We start from the raw sequence: 20,393 nt of genomic DNA, 5'->3' as shown, positions 1-20,393 counted from the left end.
TGCCGCATCTGCCTGCCTACGATTCCTAGCGTGAAAAGCCCTCTCTACCCCCTCCTCGTGCTCGCTGCGTTGACTGCGGCGCAATCCGTCCATGCCCAACAGGGTGGCGTCACCATTCTGCGCGGGACGAGCAACGATCAGCCGGCCAACGGCACGCCCGATACCGGCGTCCGCCGCGTGCCCAACGGCGGATCGACGGCGGCACCGACGCCGGCGCCGAAGCCTGCAGTCCCGCCCGCTGCCGCTGCGCAGCCGATCAACGAAGGCACGGGCATCATCCCACCGCCGACGCCCAGCGAGACCGCCCAGGTGCTGGGTGGCGCGGCCAAGCCGCTGAGCCCGGCCGAGGCCGCCTCGCTCGCCGCCGCCATCAAAGCCGTCGATGAAAGCCGCTGGGCCGACGCCCGCGCCGCCGTCGCCAACTTCCGCAACACCCTGCTCGACCGCTATGTCGAGTGGAGCATCCTGCGGGTGGCCCCCAGGACCGACGCGGGCTTCTCCGCCACCTGGCGCTTCCTGCGCGAGAGCCCCGACTGGCCTGAGCCCGAGGTGCTGCGCCGCCAGGCCGAGGACCGCATCGGCCCCGAGACCTCGCCACAGGAGGTCTTCCGCTACTTCACAGCCTTCCCGCCGCTCACCAGCACCGGCCACATGCGCCGCATGGAGGCGGCCCAGGTAGCGAGCCCCAATGACCTGAAAAAGTTCGCGAGCGACAGCTGGCGCGGCGCCACCTTCCGCAACGCCGACGAGAACGAGTTCTTGAACCGCTACGGCCATCTGCTGAGCGGCGAGGACCACATCGCCCGCTTCGACCGCCTGATGCTCGAGGGCAAGCCGCAGGTCGCCCGCGAGCTTTTGGCCAAGCTGCCGCCCGACTATCAGCCGCTCGCCAATGCGCGTCTGGCGATGGCGACGAAAGCGGCCGATGCGGTGACCGTGCTGCGCGGCGTGGCGCCGGCCAAGCTCGACGCGCCCGCGATCAAGCTCGAGCGCGCGCAATGGATGCGCCGCACCGGCAGCCTCGACGACGCGCGAGCATTGCTCGCCGCGCCGGTCGCCAACCAGAACGATGCGTGGTGGACCGAGCGCAACCAGGTCGCGCGCGATCTTCTGGCCGCCGGCCGGGCAGCCGATGCCTATGCCATCGTGGTGCCGCACGGCCTCACCCGCGGCGTCTCCTTCGCCGAGGCGGAGTTCCTGGCCGGCTGGATCGCGCTGCGCCATCTCAAGAAGACGGCAGAAGCGCAAAAGCATTTCCAGACGCTGCATGACGGCGTGACGACCGACGGCTCCAAGAGCCGCGCCGCCTACTGGCTGGGCCGCACCCACGAGACCGCCGGTCGCGCCAAGGAAGCCACCGACTGGTACAGCCGCGCCTCGGCGTTCGGCCAGACCTTCTATGGCCAGCTCGCCGCCCGCAAGCTGCCGCGCACGGCGGCGCGCCTGCCGAGCGATCCCGTCGCCTCCGACAGCGACCGCCAGTCGCTGGGCGGCCGCGAGCTGGTGACCATGGCGCGCTATCTCGGCCAGGCCGGCGACTATGAGCGCACGCGGCCCTTCCTGCTCAGGCTGGCGCGCATGGTCACCGCGCCCGGCGAGACGGCGCTGCTGGGCCAGCTCGCCGTCGAGCTGAAGCGGCCGGACGTGGCGCTCACCGTGGCGCGCCGCGGCGCCCAAAGCGGCGTGGTGCTGTTCGACGCCGCCTTCCCCGTGGTCGAGCTCGGCGCGACCGGTGCGGTCGAGCGCGCGCTGGCGCTCGCGGTGACGCGCCAGGAAAGCTCGTTCAACGCCGCCGCGGTCTCCTCCTCCGGCGCGCTCGGCCTGATGCAGCTCCTGCCCGGCACGGCGCGCGATGTCGCGGGGCGCCTCAACGTGCCCTTCATCCAGGACAAGCTCACGCGCGATCCAGCCTACAACGTGCAGCTCGGCAGCCAGTACCTGGCCGAAATGCTGGGGCGCTTCGGCGGCTCCTACGAGCTCGCGCTCGCCGCCTACAATGCCGGCCCCAACCGCGTGGCACGCTGGCTGGAGACGATGGGCGATCCGCGCAACGGCAAGATCGACATGGTCGACTGGATCGAGCTGATCCCCTTCCGCGAGACGCGCAACTACGTGCAGAGCATCATGGAAGGCGTCGTCGTCTATCGCGACCGGCTGAACGGGCCGTTCACGACGGTGCCGCCGGCGGTGGGGCGGTCGTAAGGGAAGGACCGCGACCACCTATCAGGACGATGAGAACGGCGAGCTGATCGTCGAGTCCCGGGCAATCTCCACCAAGTCACGCGAGAGCATGACCCGATGTTTCTGCAGCCGGTCGTTCAACGACCTTGCCGGCAGATTGGGAGGCCCGATAGTTTCGCAACCGACATGCCAGGCGAGGGCACAGAATCGATCGGCTGCCATCTCGGTCCCCTGCGGTCATCCAGGCGATGTAATTTTGAGAGAGGGAACGGCATGGCCAAGTCCATCAATGTCCAGGTGAAAGAGGCCTTGAACCCGTTGCTGATCGCCATCCGCGATCAATTGGCCGCCTCTCCGTCGCCCGCGAAGCCATTGCCTGCTCCGCCGCCAAAGCCAGGCGGGTGGGTGTCTGCGACGCCTGCCGACGCCATGCTGGATCGCCTGGAAGAGCTCATTGACGAACTGGACACTGCCGCCTCCATTCCCGAGCGCGTCGATACTGTCGGGCGGCTCGCCGAAAGCATGAAGGAATGCCAGACGATCGTGCTCGCACTGGATTCGAGGTACAAATTCAACTCGATTAAACTTGCCCCCGGCAAGGCAAGCTCCGTCCCCTTCAGCCGGATTCGGGGATCTATCGAGCTGGCCCATCGCTACTATGATCGGCTCTCATACTACAAGACGGACGCCGGCAAGAAATTTCTGAAGGGCGTTGTCTCGACGACCATGGACCTGGATCGGGAAGGAGACGTTGCCGTCCGCGATCATCACTTCGACGAGCGGCTGGACCCGTTGGCCAGCGTGCGTTCGTGGGATTCGATGCGGGTGTACCTGCCATGGGCCAGGCAGCAACTCGAGAAGAATGCCGATCCAATCGAACACATCGTTGAGTTCCTGATCGGCCTAATAGACGTCTCAGATAGATTGATAGAAGACCTCCTATGGGGACTCGTCGACGCCAAGCAAGCACGTTTGCATCCCACGCAAGCCGCCGGAGACTGGTTGAATGTCGAAATTCGGACCCACGTCCCGGGCGATGAGAAATTTTCGAGCCCTCGCGACTCTCGACGCATGTGGACATACCAGGTGAAGGTTCCCGGCAGGCAGCGGGAGGGGCAGAAGGCGAAAGAGTTTGCAGGAAGTTGGGAATGGACATGCAACGTCTGGGCCGACAACGCGGTCAGTCTTCCCATGTTGCGCGTCGTCCACACGACGAACGGTCCTTCCAGCAGACACGGCATTACCAACGATTTCACCCGGGGAACGCTCTACGCGATGCGGGGGCCAACGGTCATGCGCTGCTATCCCTCCGTGAGGTTCCACAGCGCCTTGTTCGACAGCGAACTGACGTCCGCCGCCGGCATGCTGGTCGCGGAGGAGGGTCGCGTCATCGCCATCGACAATCGCAGCGGACACTACCAGCCGGGCTATCGGCAGCTCCAGACGGCTGTACGGTTCCTTCATTCAAATCTGCTCTTCAAGCACGATGCTTTCGTATCCCTTCACGTCAGCAACAGCGACCCTGGGACCAACACCGAGGCGGAGGCTCTCTACTTCTCGCCCAAGGACTTCCTCTCTGCTGCCCAAAGCGGCATGAGCTTCAATGTTGTGGCAGGCCACCTCGCACCGATGGCTCAACAGTACGGCTATGGTCTCCCGGTGCCGGCGAGACATGCCGGCCTCATCCCCCCGCCGCTCAGCGACTTCAGCAGCGGACGCAAGCGGTGGGATCGCATGCTCGCGTCCTACTACGGCGGGGCAAGGGGCCTCGAGACGATCGTGGCGGACCTGAAGGCCGCCCTAACGCCATCGGGGACCGTTGCCAAGTGGACCGTGGGGCGCGTGAACGGAACCCAGTCGACGGCCGCACGCCGGGAAGGAGATCATGCGTCTCTCGCGTCTCAAACATTGCAAGCGATCGACTCGGGGGGTGCCTATTGCACTCTGCCCGAAATCCTTCGCAAGCTCATGGCGGCAACGCGAGCAAGCGGAGGGCCGATCGCGAACGCGAAAGACCAAGCCTCGCTGATCTCCGCGAACCAGCGCTACGTCGACATCGCGAAGCGCCTCGCGGCCTTGACACCAAACCGAGGATACTTTTGAAAGCGGCGCCGCTTCGAAAACCACAGTCGGCCCGGCAACTGCCTTTCTTCCGTCTGTTCACCGCATGTACGCTGGTTCTTCCATCTATCGGGCGACCTGCGCCAGCACCGCCTCGGCAAGCGGTCCCTTGTTTACCGCGTCAATGGCCGCTTCGAGATGATCGAGCGTCGAGTAGCCGACCAGCATGGTCGACACCGCGGGATGGGCGATCACGAAGCGCTCGGCGAGTTCGGTCAGGCTCGACGAGCCGCTGTCGCGCACCAGCGGCTTCAGCGCCTTGGCGCGCGCCACGTCGCCCGCAAAGTTGGGCGCCGAGCCGATGGGATCGACCGACTGCATGGCCAAGGGATGGCGCTGCTCGGTGCCGGAGAGCGCACCGCCCGCCAGGGCGCGGATGATGATGGTGCCCATGTCGGCGGCCTTGGCCTTCTCCAGCATGCGGCCATAGTCCTGGCCCGGCGTGCCCTTGGGCATGGCACCGCCGGCGCTGGGGTTCAGCGCGTTGTAGACGACCTGCACGGTGTCGAAGAGCTTCGACTCGATGGCCTGGTGCAGCGCCGCCGTCTCGCCGACGCCGCTGAAGCCGATGAAGCGCGTCTTGCCCGCCTTCCTGAGCTTCTCCAGCGCCGGGGCGACCTCGTTCAGCGCAATGTCGATCGCGAGCTTGTCGCCGCCATCCTTGGCGACCAGCGGATTGTGCAGCTGGAAGAGATCGACATGGTCGCGGCCCATGCGCGAGAGGCTGTCGTTCATACCCTGCTCGATCGCCTTGCCGACATTGGCGCGATGCTCGGTCGACAACCGCACCTTTGTGCCGACGACGACGTCGGCCTTCAGCGCCTTCAACACGCGGCCGAGATTCCTCTCGGATTCGCCGTTGCCGTAGAGCGCGGCCGTGTCGAAGTAGTTGATGCCAGCCTCGATGGCGCGCGCAATGGCGCGTTCCTGGTCGGCCGCCGCGCCCTTGGTGAACAGCCCGCCGACGGCGCCCGCGCCGTAGCCCAATACCGATACCTCCAGGCCCGTGCGGCCCAGCCTGCGCTTCTGCATGTGCGTTCCCTCTTGCTAGGTATTCTGGCCGTCGACGTGGACTTTGCCCGTCTCGTTATCGACCACAACGTGGTTGTCATAATAGGTCACGGTCGGCCTGGCGCCGAACGCGGCCTCCATGCGCTTCTCCCAATCGGGCGTGTACCAGGCGCGGGCCGCGGCCTCCGAATCCCAGAGATAGACTCCGCCGCCGCCGGCCTCGCCGTTGAGATAGTACTTCTTCAACAGTCCCTTGGCGCCGAGCGCGGTGTAGGTTGGCGCCGACTTGGCGGCCGCCTCGACCGCCGCGTCGCGCGGCCGCTTGGCCATGGGAATTTGAACGATGGCGATGAACATGCGTGGTAGCCTACGGTCATCGACCGACAGGAGCAATTCATGACCGCGGCCCTCGCCGCTACCGCGCTCTGCGTTTTCGACGCCTACGGCACGCTGTTCGACTTCAACTCGGCCGTTGCCCGCCATCGCGCCGCGATCGGGCCCAAGGCCGACGCCCTGGCCGACCTGTGGCGCGCCAAGCAGATCCAGTACACCTGGCTGCGCAACAGCATGGGTGCCTACGACCCGTTCTGGCAGGTGACCGGCGAGGCGCTCGACCATTGCCTGGCCGCCCATGGCATCAGCGATGCCGGCGTGCGCGAGAAGCTCATGCGCGCCTACCTAGCGCTCGATCCTTTCCCCGAAGTGCCGGCGATGCTCGATAGGCTGAAGCGCGCCGGCAAGCGGCTCGCCATCCTGTCCAACGGCGATCCCGGGATGCTCGACCCCATGGTCAAGGCGTCAGGGCTGGCCGACCGCTTCGAGGCTGTGCTGAGCGTCGACGACGCCCTGATCTTCAAGCCCGATGCGCGCGTCTATCGTCTGGTCGAGCAGCGCTGCGGCGTGAAGCCGGACAAGGTGTGCTTCCTGTCCTCCAACTGCTGGGATGCGCACGGCGCCGCCCATTTCGGCTTCGTCACCGTGTGGGTCAATCGCGCCCGCGCGCCCGACGACGGCTTGCCCGGCAAGACCGTGGCCGAGATAAACGACCTCTCTCAACTCCCTTCCCTGCTTGGTGTTTCCTGATGTCCGCGTCCGCCACTTTCGACGATGTTCTAGCCGCCGCCCGCCGCCTCGACGGCGTCGCCATCCGCACGCCGCTGCTCGAGAACGCGCGCGTCAATGCGCGGCTGGGCGGGCGCCTGTTCATCAAGGCCGAGTGCCTGCAGCGCACCGGCTCATTCAAGCTGCGCGGCGCCTACAACTTCCTGGCCTCGATGAGCGAGACCGACCGCAAGAAGGGCGTCGTCGGCTGGTCGTCGGGCAACCACGCGCAGGGCCTCGCCGAGGCGGCGCGCCTGATGGGCGTGAAGGCCACCATCGTCATGCCGAAGGATGCGCCGGCGCTGAAAATCGCCAACACCAAGGCCTCGGGCGCCGAAGTCGTGCTGCACGACCGCGTCAAGGAAAGCCGCGAGGAGATCGGCATGGGCATCGCCCAGAAGACCGGCGCCACGGTCGTGCCGCCCTACGATCATCCCTGGATCCTGACCGGCCAGGGCACGGCGGGCCTCGAACTCGTTGAGCAGGCCAAGGTGCTCGGCGTCATGCTCGATGCTGTCGCCGCGCCCTGTTCGGGCGGCGGCCTGTCGACCGGCATCGCCCTCGCCGTGAAGGGGCTCAGCCCCTCGACCAGCGTCCATGCCGGCGAACCTGCGGGCTTCGACGACCTCGCCCGCTCGCTCGCCAGCGGGACCAAGCAGAAGAACGACAAGCTCTCGGGCTCGATCTGCGACGCCTTGCTGGCGCCGACGCCGGGCGATGTCACCTTTCCGATCGCCAAGCAGCTGCTGGGGCCGGGCCTGGTCGTCACCGACGACGAAGTGCTCGACGCCATGGAGACGGCCTTCCGCGAGTTCAAGCTGGTGGTCGAGCCGGGCGGCGCCGTGGCGCTGGCCGCCGCCCTCACCGGCAAGCTGCCGGTTAAGGATCGTGCGGTCGCCGTGGTGTGCTCGGGCGGCAACGTCGACCACGCCACATTTGCGCGGGCTCTCGCGCGCCGCGCCGCATGAGCATGTCGAACCGCTCGTGGAATCGCTGGAAGATCTTCCTCTGGCTCAGCGTCGGATTCGCGGTGGTCAGTGCATTGTTCGGTGCCAGCATCGGCACCGAGGGCCCGCTGCGCGGCATGACGACGGGAATCGCAAGCTCACTGTTCATCGCCACGCCGATCCTGCTGCTCGAGGTCATGGGCCGCCGCCTCCCGGTCGTGCGACGCCTGCAACGGCTGCCGATCGTGCTCTACTTCGCCATCCGCGTCGTCTTCTACATGATCGTCATCGTTGGCGGCCTGCTGGCTGCCCGCGCCCTGGTCACCGGGCACGCCAGTTTCGAGGAGATCGTTGGCGACGGCGGCTTCACCTTCTCGATCGTCATGTCGGTACTGGCCAACGCCATCTTCACCATAGGCAGCCTGCTCGGCTTCCGCATGGTGGTCAGGTTGTTGACCGGCCGCTATGTCCGGCCCCGCCGCGAGCTCAGGGCCTTCCTGCTGATCGACATGAAGAACTCGACGGGCGTCGCCGAGCGGCTGGGCGCGGTACGCTTCCACGAGCTGTTGAACGACTTCTTCCGTGACATCGCGGAAGCCGCCCTGGAATGCGGCGCGGAGATCCACAAATACGTCGGCGACGAAGCCATTCTGACCTGGCCTGCCGACCAACCCACCCTTGAGGACGACGTGCTCGCCTGTCCCTTCGTGCTGCGCGACTACATCGCCGCAAACAGCACACGGTATCTCCGGCGGTTCGGCGTGGTGCCGGAATTCCGCGCCGGCATGCATTGCGGCGAGATCGTCGCCGGCCAGATCGGCGACGTCCGCGCCGAGCTTGCCTATGTCGGCGACACGCTGAACGTGGCGGCGCGGCTGCTCGAAGCCACCAAGAAAGTCGGTCGCGACGTGCTGGTCTCCGGCGATCTCCTGACGAGGACGACGCTGCCGCCTGGCGTCGTCGCCGAACCGTTGCCGACGCTCAGCGTACGCGGCCGCGAAGCCGCGCTGGGAATCGCCGCGCTCAGCCGCGCTTAGCTCTTGCCTGACGGCAGGCCTCAGGCGGGCTTCTTCACCACCGGTGCCTTCGCCGGTCCGACTTTCACGCGCTCGAGGATGCTGCCCAGGATTCCCTTGGGCAGGAAGATGATGAACAGCACCAGCAGCACGCCGTAGACCAGGTTGTCCCAGCCGACCGCCTTGGTGCCGAAGAAGATGCGCAGGAACTCGGCCAGCAGCAGCGTGATGATGGCGCCTACGGTAGGTCCGAGCGCCACGTAGATGCCGCCGACCACGACGGCGAACACCATCTGCAGCGACACCGCGATCCCGCTCACCGTGTCGGGCGAGATGAACATCTGGTACTGGCAGTAGAGCGCGCCGGCGAGTGCCGTCATCAGGGCGCTGATCACCGTGATCCTGAGCTTCTCGAAGGTGACGTTGACGCCGGCCGCGGCCGCCGCGTCCTCGTCCTCCGAGATCGCCTCCATGGCGTAGCGCGACATGCTGCGATCGACCACGTGCCAGATCAGCAGGCCTGCGAGCCAGACCGCGAGCGCGATCAAGTACCACACGATCTTGTCGTCGAACTGCAGCGCCACGATGTTGTTGCCCTTGGTGCGCTCGGGCGTGTAGCCCAGCGAGCCGCCGGTGTAGTCGCGCGTCGCGGTGATGACCTGCAGGACGATGCCCGACAAGGCGAGCGTCACCAGTGCGAAGTAGTGGCCGGTGATGCGGAAACGGAAGCACGGATAGGCGACGACCAGCGCCAGCGCGCCGGCAGAGACAAGCGCGATCGGGATGCCGATCCAGGGCGAGAGACCGAGATGGTTCCACAACAGCGCCGTCACGTAGGCGCCGACGCCCATGAAGCCGCCGTGCCCCAGCGACACCAGGCCGAAGCGCCCCATCAGCGACCACGAGGTGTAGGCGAACGACCAGATCAGGATGAGGATGAGAATGTGCAGATGGTAGGGATCGCGATAGACGAAGGGCAGCGCGATCAGTGCGGCGACGGCGATCGGCCAGGCGTAACGCTGGTTCATGAGCGCCTCGCCAGCAGCCCGCCGGGCCGGATGAACATCATGATGATGAAGAAGCCGAAGGCCAGCACATAGCCCCATTCGAGGTCGGAGAAGAGGCCCCCGAGCGAGATGATCTCGGCGAACACGAAGGCCGCCACGAAGCCGCCGACGAAGTTGCCCAGCCCGCCCAGCACGCAGATCAGGAAGGTGATCGGCCCGAACGACAGGCCGACGAAGGGATGGACGTCGTACTGCAACACCAGTAGGCACGCCGCCAGGCCGGCCAGCGCGCCGCCCACCGCCGAGGTGATGAGGTAGATCTTCTTCGTGTCGACCCCCATCAGCGCCATGATCTGGCGATCCTGGGCAATCGCGCGGATGGCGGTGCCGGTATAGGTGCGCGTCATGAAGAGGTAGACCACCACCATGCCGATCAGCGCCGCGCCGAAGGCGAGCAGCCGCGAGTAGCTGAAATGCATGTCGGCAAAGGCCAGCACCGGCAGCCGGATGCCGAGATTGCGGAAGTCGATGCCGAAGGCGACGGTGGCGAAGCTCTGCAGCACGAACAGCACGCCGCCGGTGGCGAGAAGCTGGTTGATCGGCGGTCCCGAAAGCAATGGTGCGATCACCAGGTAGTGCAGCGCCGCTCCCAGGATCGCCACCAGCACGATGGCGACGGGCGCGGCGAGGAAATACGACACGCCATAGTACTGGACAAGGAAGTACATGCCGTACATGCCGATCATCACCAGCTCGGCGTAGCAGATCCAGGTGACGTCAATGACGCCGAAGATCAGGTTCAGGCCCAGCGCCAGCAGGGCGAGCAGGCCGCCCAGCAGGATGCCGTTCACCACCGCCTCGAGGAGGTAGATGTCGAAGATTTCGAGGAATGACTCCATCATGATCTCCTCATCGGACCGCGGGCCTCCAGGCCCGCATCATGATCATGAGCGGGCCTAGAGGCCCGCGGTCCACTGACTTAAACACCAAGATACGCCTGCTTGACCGTGTCGCTCGCCAGCATCTCCGCCGCCGTGCCGGAAGCGCGGATGGTCCCCGCCTCCAGGAGATAGGCGCGGTCGACGACCTTCAGCACCTGCTGCACGTTCTGCTCGACGATCAGCACGGTGAGCCCGCCCGACCGGATGCGCTTCACCAGCTCGAAGACCTGCTGGACCACGACCGGCGCCAGGCCGGCCGACGGCTCGTCGAGCAGCAGCAGCTTGGGATCGCTCATCAGCGCGCGGCCGATGGCGCACATCTGCTGCTCGCCGCCCGACATGGTGCCGGCCATCTGGTTGCGCCGCTCCTTCATGCGCGGAAAGAGGTCGAACACGAACTCCAGGCGCTCGGCGAACTTGGCGCGCGCCTTGGGCATGAAGGCGCCCATCTTGAGGTTGTCCTCGACGGTGAGCCGCGGGAACAACCGGCGGTTCTCCGGCACGTGAGCGATGCCCAGCCCGACGATGAGATGCGCCGGCGTCGCCACCACGTCGGCGGCTTCCATGGCGATGGTGCCACGGGTCGGCCGGATCAGTCCCGAGATCACGCGCATCAGCGTGGTCTTGCCGGCGCCGTTGGGGCCGATCACGCCCACCGCCTCGCCCGCCTTGACGTCGAGGTTGATGCCGAACAGCGCCTGGAAGCTGCCGTAGCCGGCGTCGAGGGATTTCAGTTCGAGCATGGTCAGCGCCGCTTCTCGGCCGCGGCCGCCTGGGTCGCGTCGGCGTCGGTGCCGAGATAGACCTCGATCACCTTGGGATCGCTCGACACGGCGCTGGGCAGCCCCTCGCTGATCTTCTCGCCATGGTCGAGCACCATGACACGATCGACCACGCGCATCAGCACGCCCATGATGTGCTCGACCCAGATGATGGTGATGCCGAGCTCGTCGCGGATCTTGCGCAGCATGTCGGCCGCCTGGTCCATTTCCGCCTCGTCCAGCCCGCCCAGGCTCTCGTCGGCCAGCAGCAGCTTGGGACTGGTGGCGAGCGCCTTGGCGAGCTCGAGCTTCTTCAGCCCGGCAGCACCCAGCCCATCGACCGGCGCGCGGCGATCGGTCGGCAGGCCGACCATGGCCAGCGCCTTCTCGGCCGCCTCGTCGGCCTTGGCGCGGCTGTGGCTGCCCTGGCCGTAGAAGCCCGCGAGCTCGACGTTCTCGAAGATGGTGAGCCTGCGGAACGGCCGCGGGATCTGGAAGGTGCGGCCGATGCCGCGATTGATGATGCGATGCGGGGCGAGCCCCGCGATCTCACTTCCCTCGAACTTGATCGATCCCGCCGACGGCGGGAAGGTCCCCGAGAGCATGTTGAAGATCGTGCTCTTGCCAGAGCCGTTCGGGCCGATCAGGCCGAGAATCTCGCCCTGATCGACCTTGAAGGACACGTTGCTGACGGCCGTGAAACCGCCGAAACGCTTGACCAAACCCTCGACAACAAGCACGGCCGTTGCTTCCGGACGGCCTTATTTGTTGCTGTAGGTCGTGCCGGCCGGCAACGGCAGCACGGCTTCGCGCATGGCCTGGCTCTTGGGCCATACGACGTACGACTTGTCGTCGACGTACTGGATGATCACCGGGAAGCCGCGATCGTTCTGGCCGGCCATCGGCTGGCCCTCGCCCTCGAACTTCACGCCGAAGCCCAGCATGGTGCCGCCCTCGGGGATGTCGGTGTCGAGTGCCGCCTTGCGCAGCGCCTCCGAATCGATGCCGCCATACTTCTTGATGGCGCGCGGCAGCACGTCGGTCAGGAACAGGAAGGTGTTCGACGCCGCCATGCCGACATGGGCCGAGCGGATGGCCACACCCGGCTTCACCTTGTCGAACTCCTCGCCGACGAACTTGATCTCGGGCGGCAGCTTGGGATCGAGCGTCTTCTCGTTGGTCAGCCAGATCGAGATCGGGTCGGTGTTGAAGAAGTAATTGACGTCCTTGCCCAGGCCCTCCTTCAGCTTCTCGTAGACGCCGTAGCCCGCGCCGTGGCCGACCAGCGCCTGGAACTTCAGGCCCTGCTCGCGCGCCTGGCGCAGCAGCAGCGTGATGTCGGGGTTGTAGCCGGTGTGGAAGACCACGTCCGGCCGGGCGCGCTTCAGCTTGGTGACCAGCGCCGACAGATCGGGCGCGGTCGCCGAATAGCCTTCCTTCAGCACGACGTTGAAGCCCGCCTTCTTGGCGCCGGCCTCGTTGCCCTTGGAGACGTCGACGCCGTAGGCGCCGTCCTCGTGGATGATGGCGACGCGCAGGTCCTTCGGCTCCTTGCCGAGCTTCTCCTTGGCGTTCTGGTTGATGAAGTCCATGGTCATCAGGCCGAACTGCTGGCCGCTCGGCTGGGCGCGGAACACGTACTTGAGGTTCCGGTTCTCGAGCACCGCCGAGGAGATGCAGGTCGTGATCCACATGAACTTCTTCAGCTGCTCGACGCGGGCCGCCACCGGCACGCACTGCGCCGAGGAGTAGAAGCCCAGCAGCATGTCGACCTTTTCCTGCTCGACCAGGCGGACGGCCTCGTTGATGGCGACGTCCGGCTTGCTCTGCGCGTCGGCATAGATCGCCTCGATTTTGTAGCCTTCGACGCCGGTCTTGGTGAACTGGTCGAGCACGATCTTGGCGCCGATGTATTGCAGCTCCGAGCCGCCGCCGGCCAAGGGGCCGGTCAGGTCGTAGACGACGCCGATCTTGAGCTTCTTCTCCTGGGCGTATGCGGAAGCCGCGACCCCCAAGGCTGCGACGGCAGCCACCATTCCGCCCATGAAGCGGGCGACCTTACCCATGGACATCAAAGTCCTCCCTTATGCCGCTTGTTATGCGTTTCTCCCTCAACGCATCACACGGGGCGGGCAGGCTTATGTCAAGCGACCGCTGTCACCCCGAGCGTAGCGAGGGGCCTTTCAGGCAACAGGAAAGGTCCCTCGCTACGCTCGGGATGACAGCGTGCTCGTTCTAAGGCCGCCCCTCGCCCGGCGTCAGGATGTCGAACATCAGCGGGTTGGGCTCCATCTCGACGACGGTGAACAGCACGGCGAGACGCGAGGGATCGCCCTCGATCTTGAGCTTGCCCGCCTGCATGGCCTGCGGCGGCGTGAGCTTGCCCAACACCATGGCATCGAGCGTGTCGCGCGTGGTGACGACTGAGGCCGTCGCCTTGTCCGACCATTCGCCCAGGCGATACGTCAGCGTCGAGTGCCTAAGCGTGAGCACAAGCTTCTCGTCGCGATCGGTGAAGTGCCAGTTGATCACCATCGACTGGCCCGCGGCCTTCGCCGGGTCGAGCCGGATCGCCATCAGGTCGAAGAAGATGTCGCTCGACAGCCCGGCCAGGGTGTCGGCGCCGATGGCGATGCGCACCGGCAGCTGGAAGACGCCGTGGCGCAGCTCCTGCGCGCCGTAGAGGAAGGCGTTGCGCCAGGTGGCCGATTCGGCCTGGTAGCCCATCTGCTCCAGCGCATCGGCGCAGAGCGCGCGCGCCTCTATGTTCTTCGGATCGGCGTAAACGACCTCCTTCATGACCTGCGCCACCCAGCGGTACTCGCCCTTGGCGAAGTCGGCCTTGGCCCGCGCGATGACGGCCGCGGCGCCGCCCATGTACTCCACGAACTTGGCGGCCGCGCGCGCCGGCGGCAGCGGATGGAGGTTGCAGGGATTGGCGTCGTACCAGGAGAGATAGCGCTGGTAGACCGCCTTCACGTTGTGGCTGACCGAGCCGTAGTAGCCGCGCACCGTCCAGCGCTCGGCCAGGCCCGGCGGCAGGTCGATCGCCTCGGCGATCTCGGCCGGCCGCCAGCCCTTGTTCATCAGGCGCAAGGTCTGGTCGTGGATGTGCTTGTAAAGGTCGCGCTGCGATTCGAGATGGTCGAGCACGGCCTCGCGCCCCCACACCGGCCAATGGTGCTGGCCGATCATGACCTCGGTCGCCGGCGCGTACATGGCGATGGCATCGCCGATGTACTTGGCCCAGATGCGCGGATCGCGCGCCACGGCGCCGCGCAGCGGAATGAAGTTGTGCAGCAGCGGGCAGGCGTTCTCCGCCATGTTGAGCACGCCGAGCTGCGGATAGAACATGTGCATCTCGGCCGGCGCCTCGGTCTCGGGCGCGAGCTGGAAGACGATCGTGATGCCGTCGATCGTGTGCTCCTCGACCGGCTGCACGATGCTCATGGTCGGCGCGATCAGGCCCGTCGAGCCGCGGGCGATACCCTTGCCCAGCCCGGCATCGACCTGGCCGCGGGCGCCGCGCGGCAGCATGGTGCCGAACTGGAACTGCGCGCGCCGCCCCATCGGCAGGCCAGCCAGCACATTTTCGCCCGACACCGCCTCCATGAACCCGTCAGGTGCGATGACGGCGACCTTGCCCGCTTTCACGTCGGCCTCGTCGATCACGCCGCGCACGCCGCCGTAGTGATCGACGTGGCTGTGGGTGTAGATCACCGCGACCACCGGCTTCTTCGGGCGGTGGCTGAAGTAGTGCGCCAGCGCCGCGCGGGAAACCTCGGCGGTGGTCAGCGGATCGATCAGGATCAGGCCGGTGTCGCCTTCGATCACCGTCATGTTTGAGATGTCGAAGCCGCGCAGCTGGTAGAGCCGATCGGTGACCTTGAACAGGCCGTTGGCCATGTTGAGGCGCGCCATGCGCCACAGGCTGGGATTGACCGTGGCCGGCGCCAGCTCGCCGTCGATGAAGGCGTATTCGCCCAGGTTCCACAGGACCGTGCCGCTCTTCGACTTCACCATGCCATCCGGTACGGGCGCGATCAGGCCGCGTTTGGCGGCTTCGAAGTCACCCTGCTCGGCAAAGGGCAGCTTGGCCGCCATCGCCGCATTGGCGGCCCGGGTAGCGGGCTCGGCGTCGCGGGCGACGTCGAGATGCGATGCCGGGACTGGAACGGCCGAAGCGGTCGCCATTTCTGTCTTCCCCCCATAGGCGTGACGGCGCACTTTGCGGGTCCGCCATGGCCACGCGCAAGCTCTCCCTCGCCACGATCCGCCGCACGGTTTCTGCACTGCCCGGCGTCGAGGAAGGCACGTCCTACGGCACGCCGGCCTGGCGCTATAAGGGCAAGCTTTTGGCCCGCCTGCACCAGGACGGCCGATCGGTCGTGTTGAAAGTCGGCAACGAGACGCGTGATCACCTGCTGCAGGCGGGTTCCGACACGTTCTTCATCACTGACCACTATGTCAGCTACCCGATGGTGCTGGCGCGGGTCGACCGGCTGAGTGCGGTGGATCTGAAGAAGCTGTTGTTACGTGCAATCGAGACAACGCAGCGCTAAGCGGGGATGAAATCAGGACGCGATATCCCGGGCATGCAGTCATACGCCCTGGCAAAGGTCTGCTCCGGCGTTTGCACCACGCCGCTGTCAAAATAGATGGCCTTGAGCCACAGCGCAGCTTCGAACATTTTTCCTCCGTGATAGAACGTAGGAAGCAAGTTCGCGGTTAGCATCGCCTTGCCGCGCGCAACGAAAGCAGCGTCGCGACTTCCGCCGTCGACGAGGTGACGACAGGCCCAATGGCCGAATCGCACAGGTGAGGTCGCGAGACCCATTGGCAACGTCGCTCCAGCAGCTTCGTAGATCTTGAGTCCAATCAGCGGCGCGTCGCCTGCGAGCGCCGTCGCAAGATGGATGCTCATGTAATTGCGCCGAGTGGCGCGCGCCCGAGCCGCCAATGCTGGGCTCGCCAGTTCCAGAAGCTGCCAATCTGCTGCTGCGGCGGCCGTAAGGGCGGCAAACGCCCGATCGCCCCGAGCCAGCCACTGGGACACTCCGAGCGACTGCCGCCAATCATATAGTGAGTCTCTCCAGCCTTCGTTCGTGAGTCCTCGTTCTATATAGATGGCGCGATCAGGCTCGGGCATGCTCTCCATCCATGCAATGTGCTTGTCCGTCGTCGCCCTGAGCTCTTTCGAAAGGCCGAGAAGATAGCCGCTAACCAGGCTGCTGGTTTGCCCGCCAGCGTACCCGTTGTGAGAGATGTGCGTGAGCCCTGGTGCTTCTTGATCAAGCACGCGGGGTTCATTGTCGATTGTGTATTGAAGACGCACTTGCAGCCAAAAGTCGCGCAAGGCTATCGGGTCGAATGGGAGCATGGCTTCACCTCCGCGGCCCTGTTGGAGTATGTCGACGGACAGATTCAAAGTAGCCGTCATAGGCATTGCCTGTGCCGACGGTGCAAATGTTGTAGTTGCCGTCGTCCAATTCCTGCAACGCTTTGACGCCGGCATCTGGCGCAACTTTGCGGGCAATGATGGCGTTCCACACATAGTCCTGTGCGGCCTTGGAATTGAGGGATGCAGAACTGGCCATGCCCGGCCCGAGTCGGCGCGTCGCCATACGCGAACGGGAATCCCATTCCATGAACCGTCCGTCGGGTCCAATCGTCAAGACATCCGGCCCCTGATCTCCGGCCGGATTTCCGTAGTGGACGAACTGTTCGTAGGGAACGGCTTTCTCGATTCTATTCTTGAGTTCGAGTTCCCCTTTGTAGCCGTTAAAGTGGCGCAAATAGTCGGGACTGTAATCGTAACCACCTTTGGGTGCCGGAAAGCCCGGCCCCACACGAATGCCAACGGCAGTCTCAACGCCACCAGGCCCGTCATAGTGTCCCGGCGGTGCCGGTTGTCCTGGCATTGCCCTGACAGCGCGGCATGCCAGCAAGCGCTCCTCCTCGGGATCACGTTGCTTCGCCTCTTCGAGGACCTTGGCGTCGATCCGGGTCGGCGCCAGGGATCCCGTCGCCGGCGGAGTGGCAATGCCGGGCTTGTTGACTTCCTCTGCGCCGGATCCGGTACCAGATGGCGGCAGTTGCTGCGGCTCGCCGTCCTTCGGCGATTGCGCCATCGCGCTCGTGCCACCGTCCTTGGATTCCGCCGGCGTACTCCGTCCCAGCGCTTGGTTGAGCTGCTCGTGATTGATGACGGTGTTGACACTGCCGTCTCTACCCACGTGCTGCCAGGCTTCGACGGGCAAGGTCTCCCACTTCTCCCCGAAGCTGGTGCTGAATAAGCCCTTCTCAACACGTCGCTCGATCTCCACTGTCCTCTGCCCAGGGCGGACACGGGCGCGAAGCCCATCGTTGCGATCGGTGGTCTCTGACTGCGTGTTGGTTGGAATGAACAGGAATGGCAATGAGCTAAGGGCAGCAGACCCCGCACCCGCCAACGCGGGAACTGCATCCGCCAACGCGGGGGCAGCGCGCGCAATAAGGGTCGCGAGATCGACCGCCCCGCCGGCGCCGGCGCTCGCCGGAAGAGCAATCGACCCGGCCGGAAAGGGTGACGGCGGTGCACGTGGCGACGGGGCTGGCCCGACATCCGACGACGTCATGCCATTGCTGCTTGCGACCTCATTCGGCTGCGCTTGCGGTTCGATAGGAGCGAACGCCCCAGCCATCAGCCTGACATTGCCGCCCTGCTCGCCCGTCCGCACCGAACCATCTGGCTTCACTCGGAAGCCCGGAACCTCATCGGTCGGCGCGCGAAGCCAATGCCAGGGTGACTGGGATTCGCCCTCAAGGACGTTACCAGGCTCGGTCGGACGCTCCCACCACGGGGGCGGCCCGGCGTCCTTACCGGCCAGAGTGTCGTCCGGTGCAAACGGAGCCGCGCCTGTCGCGGGTGGTTGCCAATTGTGCAAGCCAGGTACACTGGCTGGCGCAACGTCGGCCGAGGGCACCCTAAAACCAGGCACATCCTCCGGCAGCGGTCCCGAACCTAACCAACGCCAGATAGGATCGAACCCGAAATTGGACATGAACGCCCCCTGAGGACCAACACTGTCACGCGCCATGACTAAATACCACTATAGTTATATTTTGTCAAGCACTGAAGTTTTGTCATTGAGGCAGGCGGCAGGCTCTCCGTGAATGAGACGGCTTCACCGTGGAAGCTGTTACAGCTTGTCAGTGAAAAGAGGTCGGAAGACTCGAAACGAGCGTGCGGAAGCGCGCCTATGCGGGCATGAAATCCGGCCGTGGCACACCGGGCATCGAATCGTACGCCTTGGCGAAAGCCTGCTCCGGCGTTTGCACCACACCGCTATCGAAATAGATAGCCTTCAGCCACAGTCCCACTTGGTACATGCGTCCTCCCTCGTAGAACCTGGGGAGCAGGTTCGCAGTCAGCATGTCCCGGCCACGTGAAACGAAGGTTTCATCACGAGTCCCGCGCTCGACGAGGTGCCGACAGGCCCAATGCCCGAACCGGACGGGCGAAGGCGGAGGCTCCATTGGAGCCTTCATTCCAGCAGCCTCGTAGATTTTCAGGCCGATCAACGGCGCATCGGCTGCGAGCGCCCCTGCAAGATGGATGTCCATGAAATTGCGGCGACTGGCACGCGCTTGAAATGCCAAGGCGGGGCTCGCCAGTTCGATGACTTGCCAATCTGCGACAGCGGCGGACGTGAGGTCGGCAAAAGCGCGATCGCCTCGACCGAGCCACTTGCACAAACCAAGTGCCTGACGCCAGTCATATAACGAGTCCAGCCAGCCTTCGTAGGTAAGTCCGTTCTCCATGTAGATGACGCGATCTGGCTCCGGCTCGCTTTCCATCCACGCCAAGTGCTTCTCGACTGCCGGCTTGAGTTCTCTCGAGAGCCCGACAAGATAACCATCAACGAAGTCGCAGACCCGACCGACCGAGTGGTTGGTGCGGGAAATATGCACAACGTTCGACGGCCTGTTGGGACCAGGCCCACGCGGCTCGTCGTCGAGCGCATATTTGAGACGGACCTCCAGCCAAAAATCGCGCAGCTCTATTGGATCGAAAGGGAGCATCGGCATCGTCTTACCTCCGCGGCACGGTCCGCGAAGGAGAGACGACTCAGGCGCAAAGGTCGTTACAGCCTCCCGGTCGGGCGGTGGCCGTATCAGCCCTCGACCTTGATATCGTTCTCCTTGACCACCTTGGTCCAGCGCGCGGTCTCGAACTTCAGCTTCTCGAGATAGGCCTCGGGCGTGCTGCCGGTCATGAAGAAGCCGAGGTCGCCGAACTTCTTCTTCACCTCGGGATCCTTGATGATCTCCTGGCAGAGCGCGTTCAGGCGATCGACGACCGGGCGCGGCACGCCGGCGGGCGCGACCAGGCCGTAGAACACCGCGCTCACCATGTCGGGCATGCCGAGCTCGATCACCGTCGGCACGTCGGGGCACATCGGCGAGCGCTCGGCCGAGGCCACGACCAGGCCCTTCATGCGTCCGGCCTTCACATGATTGCCGGTCGGCAGCACGACGTCGCAGAGCATGGGCACATGGCCCGCCAGCACGTCGCGGATCGCCTCGGCCGAGCCCTTGTAGGCCACGACCTCGAGGTTGAGCTTGTTGCGCGTCTTGAAGAGCTCCATCCAGAGATGCGGCTGGTTGCCGATGCCCGACGTGGCGAAGCGCACCTTCTCCGGCTGCTTGTTCACCCACGCGGCGAACTCGGGCCAGGAGTTGGCCGGCACGTCGTTGTTGTAGGCGATCAGGTCGGGGATGTCGGCGATGGTCGAGATCGGCTGGAAGTCCTTCAGCGGCTCGTAGGGCTGCTTCAGCCCGAGCGCGGCGTTAGTCGCGAGCGTCGTCGTGCCCAGCAGCAGGGTCTGGCCGTCGGGCTTGGATTTGGCCACCAGCTCCATGCCGATGATGGTATTGCCGCCGCCGCGATTCTCGACGATCACCTGCTGGCCGAGCAGCGCCGTCATCTTCTCGGCGACCAGGCGGCCTGCCGTGTCGGTGGCGCCGCCGGGAATGTAGGGCACCACGATCTTGACCTGGCCGCTCGGCCACGCCTGCGCGCGCACCGCCGAGGCACCAACGATTGTCCAGCCGGCGGTGCCCGCCAGCATGCTGCGTCGCTTGAGCATCGTTCCCACCCCATCCTTGTTCTGCGGACTATTGGCTTGACCCAATTCTCAACATAGCGCACTTGTCGGCGCCATGACGAACCTCCGGCTGCACATCCGACGCCGCCGACGCACCGCCCGAAGAGCGCGAGTGCGATGACGCATGCTGCGTCCGTCCGCAAGCCGCGCCCCTGAGC

The 20,393-nt window shown here is 65.4% G+C and carries 18 protein-coding genes; 6 read left to right on the top strand and 12 right to left on the bottom strand.

The window, feature by feature from the left end:
- The first annotated feature begins 30 nt into the window (after positions 1 to 30).
- Together RSO01_RS29370 and RSO01_RS29365 are read left to right on the top strand one after the other, a co-directional pair.
- A complete protein-coding gene (locus RSO01_RS29370) occupies positions 31 to 2,202 on the top strand; it encodes a lytic transglycosylase domain-containing protein (protein ID WP_147154123.1) in 2,172 nt (723 codons plus the stop codon).
- A 252-nt stretch (positions 2,203 to 2,454) separates the two neighbouring features.
- Positions 2,455 to 4,284, top strand: a complete 1,830-nt coding sequence (locus RSO01_RS29365; protein WP_147154122.1) for a hypothetical protein — start codon at positions 2,455 to 2,457, stop codon at positions 4,282 to 4,284.
- 84 nt (positions 4,285 to 4,368) lie between these two features.
- On the opposite strand, the gene RSO01_RS29360 is transcribed toward RSO01_RS29365, so the two are convergent.
- Together RSO01_RS29360 and RSO01_RS29355 are read right to left on the bottom strand one after the other, a co-directional pair.
- A complete protein-coding gene (locus RSO01_RS29360) occupies positions 4,369 to 5,334 on the bottom strand; it encodes an aldo/keto reductase (protein ID WP_147154121.1) in 966 nt (321 codons plus the stop codon).
- 15 nt (positions 5,335 to 5,349) lie between these two features.
- Entirely contained in the window at positions 5,350 to 5,670 is a 321-nt protein-coding gene (locus tag RSO01_RS29355) for a monooxygenase (RefSeq protein ID WP_147154120.1), read from the bottom strand.
- A 39-nt stretch (positions 5,671 to 5,709) separates the two neighbouring features.
- On the opposite strand from RSO01_RS29355, the gene RSO01_RS29350 reads away from it, so the two are divergent.
- Genes RSO01_RS29350 through RSO01_RS29340 form a run of 3 tightly spaced genes read left to right on the top strand, consistent with a single transcriptional unit; the run spans position 5,710 to position 8,398 of the window.
- Entirely contained in the window at positions 5,710 to 6,396 is a 687-nt protein-coding gene (locus RSO01_RS29350; RefSeq protein ID WP_147154119.1) for a haloacid dehalogenase type II, read from the top strand.
- Complete coding sequence (locus RSO01_RS29345; protein WP_147154118.1) at positions 6,396 to 7,382, top strand: threonine ammonia-lyase; 987 nt, start codon at positions 6,396 to 6,398, stop codon at positions 7,380 to 7,382. The genes RSO01_RS29350 and RSO01_RS29345 overlap by 1 nt, the downstream gene beginning before the upstream one ends.
- Positions 7,379 to 8,398 carry an adenylate/guanylate cyclase domain-containing protein gene (locus RSO01_RS29340; protein ID WP_147154117.1) on the top strand — a complete coding sequence of 340 codons (1,020 nt, stop codon included), beginning with the start codon at positions 7,379 to 7,381 and terminating at the stop codon, positions 8,396 to 8,398. The genes RSO01_RS29345 and RSO01_RS29340 overlap by 4 nt, the downstream gene beginning before the upstream one ends.
- 20 nt (positions 8,399 to 8,418) lie before the next feature.
- Here RSO01_RS29340 and RSO01_RS29335 read toward each other — a convergent pair whose 3' ends face one another.
- The 6 genes from RSO01_RS29335 to RSO01_RS29310 all read right to left on the bottom strand — a co-directional run bounded on the left by RSO01_RS29335 (position 8,419) and on the right by RSO01_RS29310 (position 15,280).
- Entirely contained in the window at positions 8,419 to 9,405 is a 987-nt protein-coding gene (locus tag RSO01_RS29335; protein ID WP_147154116.1) for a branched-chain amino acid ABC transporter permease, read from the bottom strand.
- Positions 9,402 to 10,283 (bottom strand): branched-chain amino acid ABC transporter permease, encoded by an 882-nt coding sequence (locus tag RSO01_RS29330; protein ID WP_147154133.1) that lies wholly within the window; start codon positions 10,281 to 10,283, stop codon positions 9,402 to 9,404. Before RSO01_RS29330 ends, RSO01_RS29335 begins: the two co-directional genes overlap by 4 nt.
- Positions 10,284 to 10,363: 80 nt before the next feature.
- The gene (locus RSO01_RS29325; RefSeq protein ID WP_147154115.1) at positions 10,364 to 11,068 is read right to left on the bottom strand and encodes an ABC transporter ATP-binding protein; all 705 of its coding nucleotides are present in this window, start codon (positions 11,066 to 11,068) and stop codon (positions 10,364 to 10,366) included.
- Positions 11,069 to 11,070: 2 nt separating this feature from the next.
- A complete protein-coding gene (locus RSO01_RS29320) occupies positions 11,071 to 11,826 on the bottom strand; it encodes an ABC transporter ATP-binding protein (protein ID WP_147154114.1) in 756 nt (251 codons plus the stop codon).
- A gap of 21 nt (positions 11,827 to 11,847) precedes the next feature.
- Positions 11,848 to 13,158: an ABC transporter substrate-binding protein gene (locus RSO01_RS29315; RefSeq protein WP_147154113.1), complete on the bottom strand. Its 1,311-nt coding sequence runs from the start codon at positions 13,156 to 13,158 to the stop codon at positions 11,848 to 11,850.
- Positions 13,159 to 13,321: 163 nt separating this feature from the next.
- Positions 13,322 to 15,280 (bottom strand): alkyl/aryl-sulfatase, encoded by a 1,959-nt coding sequence (locus tag RSO01_RS29310; RefSeq protein ID WP_147154112.1) that lies wholly within the window; start codon positions 15,278 to 15,280, stop codon positions 13,322 to 13,324.
- A gap of 47 nt (positions 15,281 to 15,327) precedes the next feature.
- Here RSO01_RS29310 and RSO01_RS29305 point away from each other — a divergent pair, with 47 nt between their 5' ends.
- Positions 15,328 to 15,648 (top strand): MmcQ/YjbR family DNA-binding protein, encoded by a 321-nt coding sequence (locus RSO01_RS29305; protein WP_174825965.1) that lies wholly within the window; start codon positions 15,328 to 15,330, stop codon positions 15,646 to 15,648.
- Here the strand turns inward: RSO01_RS29305 and RSO01_RS29300 are convergent.
- The 4 genes from RSO01_RS29300 to RSO01_RS29285 all read right to left on the bottom strand — a co-directional run bounded on the left by RSO01_RS29300 (position 15,645) and on the right by RSO01_RS29285 (position 20,217).
- Entirely contained in the window at positions 15,645 to 16,466 is an 822-nt protein-coding gene (locus RSO01_RS29300; protein ID WP_147154110.1) for a hypothetical protein, read from the bottom strand. The two genes, RSO01_RS29305 and RSO01_RS29300, sit on opposite strands and share 4 nt — an antisense overlap.
- Before the next feature lie 4 nt (positions 16,467 to 16,470).
- A complete protein-coding gene (locus RSO01_RS29295; RefSeq protein ID WP_147154109.1) occupies positions 16,471 to 17,823 on the bottom strand; it encodes a hypothetical protein in 1,353 nt (450 codons plus the stop codon).
- A 502-nt stretch (positions 17,824 to 18,325) separates the two neighbouring features.
- A complete protein-coding gene (locus tag RSO01_RS29290; protein WP_147154108.1) occupies positions 18,326 to 19,156 on the bottom strand; it encodes a hypothetical protein in 831 nt (276 codons plus the stop codon).
- An 86-nt stretch (positions 19,157 to 19,242) separates the two neighbouring features.
- Positions 19,243 to 20,217, bottom strand: a complete 975-nt coding sequence (locus RSO01_RS29285; RefSeq protein WP_147154107.1) for a Bug family tripartite tricarboxylate transporter substrate binding protein — start codon at positions 20,215 to 20,217, stop codon at positions 19,243 to 19,245.
- Positions 20,218 to 20,393 lie beyond the last annotated feature (176 nt).

The organism is Reyranella soli (genome assembly GCF_007992495.1).
Lineage (GTDB): Bacteria > Pseudomonadota > Alphaproteobacteria > Reyranellales > Reyranellaceae > Reyranella > Reyranella soli.
The sequence above is the reverse complement of the archived record's forward strand: the minus strand, read 5'-3'. Positions and strand labels throughout refer to the sequence as shown.

Excerpts from the sequence above, each read along its gene's own strand:
- RSO01_RS29365 (WP_147154122.1), top strand. The coding sequence starts at position 2,455 with ATGGCCAAGTCCATCAATGTCCAGGTGAAAGAGGCCTTGAACCCGTTG.
- RSO01_RS29360 (WP_147154121.1), bottom strand. The coding sequence starts at position 5,334 with ATGCAGAAGCGCAGGCTGGGCCGCACGGGCCTGGAGGTATCGGTATTG.
- RSO01_RS29355 (WP_147154120.1), bottom strand. The coding sequence starts at position 5,670 with ATGTTCATCGCCATCGTTCAAATTCCCATGGCCAAGCGGCCGCGCGAC.
- RSO01_RS29350 (WP_147154119.1), top strand. The coding sequence starts at position 5,710 with ATGACCGCGGCCCTCGCCGCTACCGCGCTCTGCGTTTTCGACGCCTAC.
- RSO01_RS29345 (WP_147154118.1), top strand. The coding sequence starts at position 6,396 with ATGTCCGCGTCCGCCACTTTCGACGATGTTCTAGCCGCCGCCCGCCGC.
- RSO01_RS29340 (WP_147154117.1), top strand. The coding sequence starts at position 7,379 with ATGAGCATGTCGAACCGCTCGTGGAATCGCTGGAAGATCTTCCTCTGG.
- RSO01_RS29335 (WP_147154116.1), bottom strand. The coding sequence starts at position 9,405 with ATGAACCAGCGTTACGCCTGGCCGATCGCCGTCGCCGCACTGATCGCG.
- RSO01_RS29330 (WP_147154133.1), bottom strand. The coding sequence starts at position 10,283 with ATGGAGTCATTCCTCGAAATCTTCGACATCTACCTCCTCGAGGCGGTG.
- RSO01_RS29325 (WP_147154115.1), bottom strand. The coding sequence starts at position 11,068 with ATGCTCGAACTGAAATCCCTCGACGCCGGCTACGGCAGCTTCCAGGCG.
- RSO01_RS29315 (WP_147154113.1), bottom strand. The coding sequence starts at position 13,158 with ATGTCCATGGGTAAGGTCGCCCGCTTCATGGGCGGAATGGTGGCTGCC.
- RSO01_RS29310 (WP_147154112.1), bottom strand. The coding sequence starts at position 15,280 with ATGGCGACCGCTTCGGCCGTTCCAGTCCCGGCATCGCATCTCGACGTC.
- RSO01_RS29305 (WP_174825965.1), top strand. The coding sequence starts at position 15,328 with ATGGCCACGCGCAAGCTCTCCCTCGCCACGATCCGCCGCACGGTTTCT.
- RSO01_RS29300 (WP_147154110.1), bottom strand. The coding sequence starts at position 16,466 with ATGCTCCCATTCGACCCGATAGCCTTGCGCGACTTTTGGCTGCAAGTG.
- RSO01_RS29290 (WP_147154108.1), bottom strand. The coding sequence starts at position 19,156 with ATGCCGATGCTCCCTTTCGATCCAATAGAGCTGCGCGATTTTTGGCTG.
- RSO01_RS29285 (WP_147154107.1), bottom strand. The coding sequence starts at position 20,217 with ATGCTCAAGCGACGCAGCATGCTGGCGGGCACCGCCGGCTGGACAATC.